The sequence below is a fragment of the uncultured Fretibacterium sp. genome (assembly GCF_938040765.1).
Lineage (GTDB): Bacteria > Synergistota > Synergistia > Synergistales > Aminobacteriaceae > CAJPSE01.
The window spans coordinates 1-11,526 of the sequence record NZ_CALIAA010000122.1 but is presented as its reverse complement, the minus strand read 5'-3'; the positions used below and the strand labels follow the sequence as shown (position 1 = coordinate 11,526).

The following is an 11,526-nucleotide window of genomic DNA, read 5'->3' as shown; positions in this document are numbered from 1 at the left end:
GGACGGCCTCCTTCACCGCGTCCAGCGCCACGTCCATGGGGTCCTTGCCCCCCGAGCTGCGTTCCTCGATCATATCGGTCATCTGCTGCACCCCCCATGCCCAGAGCGACGCGAACATCGTCACGGGGAGGGCGATGGACTGCGATGCGCCGGGGGCCCGGAACTCGAACTTGTCGCCGGTGAAGGCCACGGGCGCCGTCCGGTTCCGGTCGCTGTCGTAGGGGATGATCGAGGGGAGCTTCGCGAGGCCGAGGTCCATCGGCCCCCTGTCCGGAAGGGAGACGTCCGCCTGGTCGAGCCGGGACAGGAGCTCGGTCAGGGCGGACCCCAGATATACGCTGGTGATGGAAGGGGGGGCCTCGTGTCCCCCGAGGCGGAACAGGTTGCCCGCCGTGGCCGTGGAGGCCTGGAGCAGGCTGTGGTACTTCGAGACCCCCAGCACGACGGCGGCCAGGAAGGTCAGGAACACGACGTTGCGCCGATGGCTGTGGGACGGCTTCAGGAGGTTGTTGCCCTCGCTGTCCATCAGGGATACGTTGACGTGCTTCCCGCTTCCGTTCATCCCCTGGAAGGGCTTCTCGTGGAAGAGCAGGCGCAGGTCGTGCCGTCTGGCCAGTTTCCGCATCGTCTCCATAAGGATCTGGTTCTGGTCGCAGGCCGTGTTCGCATCGGAGAAGAGCGGGGCGAACTCGAACTGGCAGCGCGCCACCTCGTTGTGCCGCGTGGCGATGGAGATGCCGAGCCGCGCGAGGTCGCGCTCCACGTCCTCCATGTAGCTCAGGATGCGGGGCGGTATGGCGCCGAGGTAATGGTGGTCCAGCTTCTGGTCCTTCGCGGGCTGCGCGCCGATCAGCGTGCGGCCGCAGAACCGGATGTCCGGACGCCCCTGGGCGCGCGGACGGTCCAGGAGGAAGAACTCCTGTTCCGCGCCGACCGTCATGCGGACGCTGCGGATCCCCCTGCGTCCGAACAGCTTCAGGAGCTTGAGCGCGCGTCCCTCGAGGGCGTCCAGGGCTCTGAGCAGGGGGGTCTTCAGGTCGAGCGGGGTCCCGTCGCAGGACAGGAACACCGAGGGGATGCAGAGCGTACCCCCTTTGGCGCTCTTCACGATGAACGCGGGGCTGCTGATGTCCCATGCGTTGTAGCCCCGTGCCTCGAAGGTGGAGCGCTTCCCCGCCGAGGGGAAGGAGGAGGCGTCCGGCTCGCCCTGGATCAGGTCGCTTCCCCGGAACACGTCGATGGGGGTACCATCGGGTCCGGGCACGGTGAATGCCTGATGTTTCTCGGCCGTCAGCTCGGTCTGGGGGTGGAACCAGTGCGCCCAGTGCGTCGCCCCGTGCGCAACGGCCCAGTCCCGCATCGCCATCGCCACGGTGTCCGCAAGCCCCGCGTCCAGCTTTTGTCGCCCCTCCATCGCGGCGACAAGCCGCTCGTAGACGTCCTGGTTCAGCTTCTCCTTCATGGCCCTGCGGTCGAAGACCATAGATCCGAAGATCTCCCGCACCGTCGGATATTTATCCCGCAACATCATCATCTCCAGATATCAAACATAAAAACACGGTGAAAAAACTGCTTGTTCTCGACATAATGATATTATAGCCTGTCGTTGAATCCATTTTAAGCGTGTGACTGCGTGTCCTTATGCGGAAATATTTCCGTTGGACGGTTCCTCGGTTGCCCTCGTCTCATCGAAGGGGCGGGGCCATGCGCCGTATCCCCCATAGAGTTTGAGCCCTCAATCTGAAGGGTGAAAATATAATTTGCAGATTTTGGTGGACAGATGCCTTCTTTCTCTATACAATCGGAGTGTTGACCCCTCGGCCCTGCCGGGCCGCCTCCATCTTATATATGTTCAGGAAGGAGCAGGTATTTCATGGAAAGTATTTTGGCACTACCCTTTTTCGAGGAACTCCTGAAATGGACCACTCAGGCAAACAGCTTTCTCTGGGGCACGAAATTCCTGATCCCCCTCCTCTGCGGGACGGGGATATTCTTCACCCTTCGGCTGGGGTTCGTCCAGGTCTCGAAGTTTGGGATGGCCTGCCGCAGGCTCTTCGGCAACTTCTCGCTCTTCGGAGAGGCCGCGGGCAAGTCGGGAATGAGCTCGTTCCAGGCCCTGACGACGGCCATCGCCGCGCAGGTCGGAACGGGAAACCTGGTGGGGGCCATGACCGCCCTCGTCACCGGCGGCCCTGGGGCCATCTTCTGGATGTGGGTCGCCGCCTTCTTCGGCATGGCCACCAACTTCGGCGAGGCCTGCCTGGCGCAGCTCTATAAGGAGGAGGACGAGACGGGGCAGGTGGTCGGCGGCCCGGCCTACTACATCTCCCGCGGGCTCGGCAACGGGCCCGTCGCGAAGTTCCTCGCGGGCTTCTTCGCCGTCGCCATCATCCTGGCCCTCGGGTTCATGGGCAACATGGTCCAGGCCAACTCCATCAGCGACGCCTTCAAGAACGCCTTCGACATCGACCAGGTCGTCGTCGGCATCGGCCTCGCCGTCATTGCCGGCGCCATCTTCCTGGGCGGCGTGAAGCGCATCGCGGCCGTCACGGAGAAGCTCGTTCCCATCATGGCTATCCTTTACATGGCTGCAGGGCTGGCCCTCATCGTCATGAACGCCTCCCGCATCCCGGCGGTGTTTGCACAGATCTTCTCCTGCGCCTTCTCAGCCAAGGCGGTCTGGGGCGGGGCGGCCGGCGTCGCGGTGGCCACGGCGGCCCGCTACGGCATCGCCCGCGGCCTCTTCTCCAACGAGGCCGGCATGGGCTCGACGCCCCACGCCCACGCGGTGGCGAAGGTCAATCATCCCGTGGAGCAGGGCGTGCTCGGCGTCATCGCCGTCTTCATCGATACCTTCGTCGTCCTGAACATCACGATCTTCACCGTCATGTCCTCCGGGATCCTCGACACGAACTTCAACGAGAAGGGCGAGCCCATCAAGAAGGGGATCGTCCTCGTCCAGGAGGCCTTCAAAGCGCACTTCATGGGGGAGTTCGGCTATACCTTCATCGCCATCTGCCTGCTGTTCTTCGCCTTCTCCACGATCATCGGCTGGTATTACTTCGGGGAGACGAACATCCGTTACCTCTTCGGCGCCAAAGGACTGCTTCCCTATCAGCTTATCGTCGTGCTGTGCATCCTGACGGGCAGCTGCCTGAAGATCGATCTGGTCTGGGAGCTCACGGACTTCTTCAACGGGATCATGGTCATTCCGAACCTCATCGCCCTGCTGCTCCTGAGCGGAAAGGTCGCCCAGCTCCTGAGGGAGTACAACGAGGGCAAACCCTTCGACCGCAATCGTCTGCTGTAACCGAGCCATCGGATCTTCAGGCTCCCCGCTGCCGGGCGGACAGGCTGTTCCCCTGTCCCCCCGAAAGCGGGGAGCTTTTTACTTGGGATATTGGGCCTCTATCATAAAGTTCAGCGATACGTAATTTGCCCTATTGCCGATCGCGAGGCGAAGGGCTAATATTTTCGCATAACAATTAGCACTCCGATAGCTTGAGTGCTGACATAAATCAGGAGGGGATTTTTAATGAATCTCAAGCCGCTTGGAGATTGTCGTTAAGGTGCTCTCTCGCGAGGAGAAGACCAAGGGAGGCATCGTCCTTCCCGATACGGCCAAGGAGAAGCCGACGGAGGGCGAGGTCATGGCCGTCGGTTCCGGCAAGGTCCTGGACAACGGTCAGAAGCTGCCCGTCGAGGTGAAGGTGGGGGATCGCATCATCTTCAGCAAGTACGCGGGCACGGAGGTGAAGATCGACGGCGACGAGTACGTCATCTTCAGCGAGCGCGACGTTCTGGCTATCGTCGAGAAGTAGCACCATAAGTTTCTGACAGGAGGGACACCTATTATGGCTAAGATTCTTTCTTTCGGCGAGGATGCCCGCCGTGCAATGCTTCGCGGCATCGATAAAGTTGCGGATACGGTCGGTGTGACGCTTGGCCCCAAGGGGCGCAACGTGGTGCTGGAGAAGAAGTTCGGCTCTCCCACCATCACCAACGACGGCGTGACCATCGCCAAGGAGATCGAGCTCGAGGACCCGTTTGAGAACGCGGGCGCCCAGCTTCTCAAGGAAGTGGCGTCCAAGACCAACGACATCGCGGGCGATGGCACCACGACCGCCACGATCTTCTCCCGCGCCATCATCCGCGAGGGGATGAAGAACGTCGCCGCCGGAGCCAACGGCATGCAGATGCGCCAGGGGATCGAGAAGGCCATCGACTTCGTGGTCGACGAGCTGAAGAAGAAGTCCATCCCCGTTAAGGAGAAGGAGAAGATCGCCCAGGTCGCGGCCATCTCCGCCAACGACAGCGCCGTGGGCGCGCTGATCTCCGAGGCCATGAGCAAGGTGGGCGAGGACGGCGTCATCACCATCGAGGACAGCCAGACCGTCGGCACCACCCTCGAGATGGTGGAGGGCCTTCAGTTCGACAAGGGCTACATCAGCCCCTACATGGTCACCGACAGCGAGCGTATGGAGACCGGCTTCGACGACGCCTACATCCTGATTCACGACGGCAAGATCAGCAACATCAAGGACCTGCTTCCCGTCCTCGAGAAGGTCGTCCAGACCGGCAAGCCGCTGCTCATCATCGCCGAGGACGTCGAGGGCGAGGCCCTGGCCACGCTGGTCGTCAACAAGCTGCGCGGCGTCATGCAGGTCGCCGCGGTGAAGGCGCCCGGCTTCGGCGATCGCCGCAAGGCCATGCTGGCCGATATCGCCATCGTCACCGGCGGTCAGGTCATCAGCGAGGAGGTCGGCCTGAAGTTCGAGAACACCGAGCTCTCCATGCTGGGCAAGGCCAAGAAGGTCCGCATCACCAAGGAGGACACCACCATCACGCAGGGCGCCGGAAACTCCGAGGAGATCCGTAAGCGCGCCGCGCAGATCAAGAAGGAGATCGAGGACTCCACCTCCGACTACGACAAGGAGAAGCTGCAGGAGCGCCTGGCCAAGCTGGTGGGCGGCGTGGCCGTCATCCAGGTCGGCTCCGCTACGGAGACCGAGCAGAAGGAACTGAAGCACCGCATCGAGGACGCCCTCAACGCGACTCGCGCGGCCGTCGAGGAGGGGATCGTGGCCGGCGGCGGCGTTGCCGCGCTGAACTGCTCCGTCGCCCTTGAGCCCTTCGTCGAGAAGCTGAAGGGCGACGTCCGGACGGGCGCTCAGATCGTCCTCAACGCCCTCAAGGCGCCCCTCTTCCTGATCGCCGAAAACGCCGGCTACCAGGGCGACGTGGTGGTCGAGAAGGTTCGCACCCTCAAGGCCGGACAGGGGCTCGACGCCGCGACGGGCGAGTACACCGACATGATCTCCGTCGGCATCATCGACCCCGTGAAGGTCACCCGCTCCGCGCTTCAGAACGCGGGCTCCATCGCCGCGATGGTCCTGACGACCGAGGGCATCGTCGCCGACAAGCCCGAGAAGAAGGAGCCCATGCCGGGAGGCATGCCCGGCGGCATGGGCGGAATGGGAGACATGTACTAGACCTCCCGCGATACGTGAAGGCAAGAGAGCCCTGCGCCCCCGGCGCAGGGCTCTCTTTACGGGCGGGCAAAGGGCCTGGGATCGGCGGAGGTCCTGAAAGGCCGCTCGTCCGAATTACGTAGAACATTCTCGTACGGGCTTGTGAGCGGCCGACGGCACGGGGCATGTTAAGATTAGGGGGAACCCGAGGCCCTGCGCTTTTTGCTGCGGGGGCTCGAAAACGTCTCGTAAAGCAGGTGTAGGACATGAAACGTTCTTTCGCTCGCGCTGTCGTTGCAGGACTGTCCGTGCTGACGGTCCTCTGCTCTTCTCTGCCCGCCTCGGCCATCGATATCGGCGACATCCTGAAGAAGGGTGCGCTCATCGTCGGAGGCGGAGCGGTGGTGACGGCCATAGCCGGCCCCATCAACGACTTCATCAACACGGTGACCCTCAACAAGGGGGCCAAGTTCCAGGGACATACGAAAGTGGTGCCCATCGTCTCGTTCGGAAGCGGCACGCATATCGGTGCGGCCCAGGTCGGGGGGCACTCCCGGACTGCGGTGAACAATACTCAGGCCGTCGCACAGCTGGAGGTCGATTTCAAAGGCGTGAGGGCCAAGATCCTCGTGCCCATCGATTCCCTCAATCCGGTCGAGCGTTTTCGCCGCGTTCAGGGCGTGGGGGTCACCGCGATCATCGACGTGAAGATCTGATTCTTTCCGGGGATGGGGGAACAAGAGGAGAGGGGCTCGCGGCTCCTCTCCTGGTATTTGCATCGGGGAGATGGGGTTGTCAGCCGGACCGGCCCCAGGACGCCGCTCCCGGTTTTTCGATGAGGTACGCCCAGGTTTTTCGGGGCAGGAAGTTCGACTGGCGCTTTGCGGATATCCTTTCCCTCACGGCGGTGCTGCGGAAAAACTCCTGCCAAAGCGCCTGGCAGACCTCCTCCTCGCGGGTGATCCTCAGATGGGCCGGGAGCGCCGCGTCCGTCAGAAACCAGCGTCCCGCCTCGTGCAGGGCTGCCCGTCCCCTGCCGGTGTCGTGGAGCACCCAGCGGGCAGGCAGCCTGCTGCGGAAGTGTCCGGCGAGGAGGGGCAGCACGTCGCAGTCCGGGGCGAAGGGGGCGTAATAGACCCCGCCCACATCCCGAAAACGGATGAGCCCCATCCAGCGGTGAAGCTCCCGGAACGAGCGTCTCGCGGCATGGAGGACGGCCCCCATGCATGGGGCCGCCAGGTCCGCTGCGGCCCTGGCCCCCTCCTTCCAGAGCCGAGAGAGGCAGCGCCACACCGCGAGGTCTATTCCCTTCTCCTCCGACATCAGGGCGAGACAGGCTTCGGACATCCATCGTCGGCCCAGGCGCTCCTCCAGCACCGCGGCGGTCGCCTCCGCCAGGGAGGGGTCGCTCCTCACCTCCGTGCTGTCCAGCAGCACGCCGCTTGACCCATTCGGGGAAAAACGCAGAATGTCGTCGGGGAGGGCGCCCTCCCGGGCCGTCCTGTGTACGAGCGTCATCATACCGTTCCAGGTACCGTCGTAGACGTAGATCATCATCCCTCCTGCGGCGTGGGGAGGTCTTCCGGGAACGGCAGCCGGAGCTGGGGGGAGAAACGCCTTCCCTCCAGGATCGCCCGCAGCCCCTCCAGGGACGAGACGTATCTCGGCGCGGCCGACCTCTCTTCGAACCGCAGGAAGTGCTGGGCCCGCTTCATCGTGACGCCCAGGCGCCTGAGGTTGTCCCGGTCGAGCCGCCTCGCGCGCCGGGCCGTCAGGATGCGCCTGGCGGAGGTCACCCCGATGCCGGGTACCCGCAGGAGCGTCTCGTACTCCGCCCGGTTGGGGTCCACGGGAAAGAGATCCATGTGGCGCAGGGCCCAGGCGCTCTTGGGGTCCAGCCGTTCCTCGAGGTTCGGGTGGGCCTCGTCCACGATCTCGTCCGCGCGGAATCCATAGAAACGCAGGAGCCAGTCCGCCTGATAGAGACGATGTTCGCGCAGCAGGGGGGGCGCGGCGTTCAGGGCCGGCAAGGTGGGGTTGTCGTTGACGGGGACGTAGGCGGAGTAATAGACGCGTTTCAGCCCCATGCGGCCGTAAAGCCCCTCCGAAAGGCGCAGAAGGGTCAGGTCGGGCTCGGGCGTAGCCCCGACGATCATCTGGGTGCTCTGACCGGCCGGGGCGAAGGAAGGAGCCCTTTTCGCCGGACGGCGTTCCGAGGTTCGCTCCTCGATTCTTCCGCTGATGTACTTCATGGGGGTAAAGATGGACCTGGCGCTCTTCTGGGGGGCCCAAAGCCCCAGGCTGCGCTCCGTGGGAAGCTCGACGTTGACGCTCACGCGGTCGGCCAGGCGCCCCAGGACATCGACCAGCTCGTGGGAGGCCCCGGGGATGACCTTGGCGTGGACGTAGCCGCCGAAGCCGAACTCGCGCCGCAGCAGCGCGACCGTTCGGATGAGATCGAGCATGGTGTCGTCGGGGCTGCGCCGCACCGCGGAACTGAGGAAGAGTCCCTCGATGTAGTTGCGCCTGTAGAAGGCGGCCGTGATCTCCGCGACCTCCCGCGGCGTGAAGGAGGCGCGCGGCACGTCGTTGCTGCGGCGGTTGATGCAGTAGGCGCAGTCGTAAATGCAGTCGTTGGTGAGCAGCAGCTTCAGCAGGGATATGCAGCGCCCGTCGTCGGACCACGTGTGGCAGACGCCCGCAGGGCAGGCATGGCCCAGCCTGCCCCTTCTTCCGCCGCGGTTCGACCCGCTGGATGCGCAGGAGACGTCGTATTTCGCTCCCTCCGTCAGGATGCTCAGTCGGCTCTGCAGGTCATGCCCCATCGCGGTCCCCTCCGTCGTGCCGATATGTTATCTACCACATTCGTCGCAACTTAATGCGTCGTTATTATAGCAGACCGGGGCCGCGTATGAAAAACGAGGCTCCGAAGCCCCGAATAAAAAAGCGAGGGCCCCGGCATGGAGCCCCCGCATGACAAACAACTTGGAACAGGGATGCGCGTTCAGGGCAGCTTGGCCGACGTCATGGCCTTCATGATCATCTCCGCGGCCTCGCCTCGGGTCACGGGCCGGCCGAAATGGAACTCCCGCTCCGATTTGTAGAGGTCCAGGATGCCGAGCGGCGACAAGGCTTCCACGGCCGGAGCGTTGGGGTGTTTGGAGGAGGCGAAGAACGAACCCTTGCCCTTGGCCCTGGGGAAGGCCTCGGGATCGGAGAAGCCGAAGGTGTCGCAGAGGGCCTTGACGAACCTTCCCCGGTTCACGAAGGCGTCGGTTTTGTCCCCGAGCTCGGGGAGGAGTCCGAGCGATGTCCCGGACGCCTTGCGGGCCTTTTCCATCATGGAGACCGTCTCGGCCCATGTGAGGATCTCGTCGATGCCGAAGGTCCCCTTGTCGTGCCCCTTGATGATGGCCATGGCCAGGACGGGGTCGTCGAGGTCGCTGATGTCGTAGGACGGAGCGTGAGGCGGTTCGATCGGGGCGATCAGGCCGTGGACGCTGGCGATCTGCGCGGCGTTGTAGCGGGGGTGTTCGGGGGGGACGTCCGAGTACTTGCAGAGCGACAGGACGACACCCGCCTCCAGCAGGGCGCGCTGGACCCGAACGGCGGGCAGGTCGCGAGGCCGGACGCCCTCGCGGACGGAGAGGGCCGCAAGCGCCCCCGCGGCCTGGCCGGTCATCATGCAGATGGGCTGAAGGCGCAGGGCCCCGGCGGCGAGGCGCGTCATGGAGAGGTTCTTCTCGGCTGCCAGAAGCCCGTCGATGTCCCGGGGGATGAGCGTGCGCAGGGGAACCTGAAACGGCCCCCGGGGGCGGTTGATCTGGGTCGAAGCCGCCTTCTCGTCGAACTTCCACTCCATATCCGAGTCGGTGTCCGCACCGTGCAGGTCCAGGATATAGCCTCCGATCGCGATGGCGTCGGGAAACTCGTGGCTGGTCTGACCGTCGCGATAGCTCAGGGAGTTCTGCAGCAGCTCCGAGGAGGTCAGGGTGTAGTTCCCGACGATACGCCGCGATTCCCGAACATAGGGGATGGCCGGCATCCGCCGCACGATCTCCAGCCATTCGTCCGGGAGCCCCTCGGCGGCCCGGGGCAGGACGGGATGGTGGTATTCGTCGTCGGCGACGGACCAGTTCTCCCCCAGCTCGTTCTGCATGTAATAGATGTAGTGGAGGGTCTTGATCAGGGCGTCCCGCTCCACCCTGCTGCGAAGGTCCGGGTTTTCGAGGTAGCCCGTGGGCAGTCCGCGCTTCCCCTCCCAGCCGTACTTTCCCGGGTAGTCGTTGCCCCAGTTGACGCCGCACTTCGATATATGGGGCCAGTTCTCGCGGTTCGCGTCGTACCCCCAGTAGTTGGAGGAGTCGGGAAGGCCGCGGTAGGCGTTGTGGCTGACGACGTTGACGGGGAGCGTCACGGGGTAGACGCCCTTGAAGTCCATGCCGTCCGGTGTGACGTAGCTCTCGTAGTTGCGCCGCGCCAGCTCGTACCCGGGCAGGGGCGTGAGCACGCGCAGATGGTCCGGAATGCCCTCGGGGTATTTCTGGATGATGGCGACCCACGTGATATCCTGAATCATGGCGTTGGGGTCGACGAAGGGGGAGATGGAGTTGCCGGCGCGGTACTCGGCATGAGCCAGGGGCAGGACGTCGCCGTATTCCGTCGCGTCGATGAGGACGCGGCAGGCGACTTTTCGTGTGCCTCCGGCGTTCCTCACCGTCACTCCCCGGACCGTATTCTTCTCCATGGATACCGCGGCGACCTCCGAGGAGAGGAGGATGTCCAGGGTGTTCCTGCCCCCGGCACGGGCGTCGTCGACCAGCTCGTAGAGCATGCGCTGCCCGATGTGGGGCTCGAAGGCGACGCTGCGTGCATCCCAGTAGCACGTGCCCGTGGACTTGCCCATGGGCTCGTAATAACCCTGGACCTTGGACAGAAGTTCAAGGTAGAGTCCGCTGCGAAGACGGCTGAGGTCGTCCATCGTCGAGACCCCCGCGGCCGTCGCCTGCCCGCCGATCCAATCGCTCGGTTCCACGACGAGGACGCTGGCCCCGAGCCGCGCGGCCTGGATGGCGGCCGCGATGCCTCCGAAGCCCCCTCCCGCGACGACCACGTCGTAATCCCGCCTGCCGATGTGCTGAACGCTTTTGGCCTCCGCAGCGCCATCGAGGGACGCGAAGCCCGCCAACAACGCCAAAAAGAGGAATGTCGAAAAGACTCCCGCCGTACGACGCTTCACTGCTCTCGAGACGCTTAGGGAACTCAAAAGAAAACCTCCTGCCATGAAAGGTGGAAAACGGAGCATTTTTCCGCTTGTTATTGCTCTATCCGCTATTCGCCGCTGAGGCACACGCGTATCGTGCCGGCTGCGTACCGGGAGAAGGAGAAACGATGTCCCTTGGCTATCCAGTAGTATTCGTTCCTGCCCGTATCGAAACGGGGCATGGACCCGTACTTCTTCTGTCCCTGCCGCATCAGCTCGTCCATCGCGCGCAGCAGGTCGATGTTGCGCTCGAAGCGGCGGGAGAGATCGATCCTGTAGGCCGCGTCCTTCACCAGATAAATTTCGATGCCCATCTCCCCGTGCAGCCAGGAGCTGCGGAGAAGGTCGTCTCCACCTCCGACGGGGGTCGTCTCCGCCGGAGGCCCCAGAAGGGCTTCGGCGTCCTTCGCGGTCATGCCGGGAGACAGCTTCCCGGCCAGCTGCAGAAGGTCCTCGGCCGCGCTGGCGGCAAGGGCGGGGGCGCGGCCCGGCAGAAGCAGGAGACAGACAAAGAGAAAAACGATTCGCCGCAGGGGGGGGGCGGTATGGTTCCGTCCCGAGTCGTTCCGGTTCATGGAGGCTCACTCCGTCCTTTCGAACGCCGATTGATGTCGATAATGCCGATGATAAAATGCGGGACACGACAAAAATAGATCATACACCATCCCCGGAAAAATTTCCTCATGGACCTCCCTCCGCGGTATAATAAAATTGTAGGATCATGGAGCGGGGAGATGGACAAAATCGTGTCCGTTCGTAAAATAGACGGATATTATATGAGCCGTGCGCTAT

The 11,526-nt window shown here is 63.7% G+C and carries 8 protein-coding genes and 1 pseudogene; 4 read left to right on the top strand and 5 right to left on the bottom strand.

Features of this window, described 5'->3' with window-relative positions:
• On the bottom strand, positions 1 to 1,528 hold a 1,528-nt coding region (locus Q0176_RS04580), incomplete at its 3' end, for a glutamine synthetase III (protein ID WP_299299682.1).
• A 345-nt stretch (positions 1,529 to 1,873) separates the two neighbouring features.
• Between Q0176_RS04580 and Q0176_RS04575 the strand changes: the two genes are divergently transcribed.
• The 4 genes and pseudogenes from Q0176_RS04575 to Q0176_RS04560 all read left to right on the top strand — a co-directional run bounded on the left by Q0176_RS04575 (position 1,874) and on the right by Q0176_RS04560 (position 6,187).
• Positions 1,874 to 3,310 (top strand): sodium:alanine symporter family protein, encoded by a 1,437-nt coding sequence (locus Q0176_RS04575; protein ID WP_299299680.1) that lies wholly within the window; start codon positions 1,874 to 1,876, stop codon positions 3,308 to 3,310.
• Positions 3,311 to 3,535: 225 nt separating this feature from the next.
• Positions 3,536 to 3,821: pseudogene (groES, locus tag Q0176_RS04570) on the top strand (co-chaperone GroES).
• A 33-nt stretch (positions 3,822 to 3,854) separates the two neighbouring features.
• On the top strand, positions 3,855 to 5,492 hold the full coding sequence (gene groL, locus Q0176_RS04565) for a chaperonin GroEL (RefSeq protein WP_299299677.1): 1,638 nt from the start codon (positions 3,855 to 3,857) through the stop codon (positions 5,490 to 5,492).
• A gap of 245 nt (positions 5,493 to 5,737) precedes the next feature.
• The gene (locus tag Q0176_RS04560) at positions 5,738 to 6,187 is read left to right on the top strand and encodes a hypothetical protein (protein WP_299299676.1); all 450 of its coding nucleotides are present in this window, start codon (positions 5,738 to 5,740) and stop codon (positions 6,185 to 6,187) included.
• 79 nt (positions 6,188 to 6,266) lie between these two features.
• On the opposite strand, the gene Q0176_RS04555 is transcribed toward Q0176_RS04560, so the two are convergent.
• The 4 genes from Q0176_RS04555 to Q0176_RS04540 form a co-directional block, all read right to left on the bottom strand.
• Complete coding sequence (locus tag Q0176_RS04555; protein WP_299299674.1) at positions 6,267 to 7,028, bottom strand: TIGR03915 family putative DNA repair protein; 762 nt, start codon at positions 7,026 to 7,028, stop codon at positions 6,267 to 6,269.
• A complete protein-coding gene (locus Q0176_RS04550; protein ID WP_299299673.1) occupies positions 7,025 to 8,296 on the bottom strand; it encodes a putative DNA modification/repair radical SAM protein in 1,272 nt (423 codons plus the stop codon). The genes Q0176_RS04555 and Q0176_RS04550 overlap by 4 nt, the downstream gene beginning before the upstream one ends.
• 179 nt (positions 8,297 to 8,475) lie before the next feature.
• A complete protein-coding gene (locus Q0176_RS04545; protein ID WP_299299672.1) occupies positions 8,476 to 10,737 on the bottom strand; it encodes an FAD-dependent oxidoreductase in 2,262 nt (753 codons plus the stop codon).
• A 65-nt stretch (positions 10,738 to 10,802) separates the two neighbouring features.
• On the bottom strand, positions 10,803 to 11,309 hold the full coding sequence (locus Q0176_RS04540; protein ID WP_299299671.1) for a hypothetical protein: 507 nt from the start codon (positions 11,307 to 11,309) through the stop codon (positions 10,803 to 10,805).
• Positions 11,310 to 11,526 lie beyond the last annotated feature (217 nt).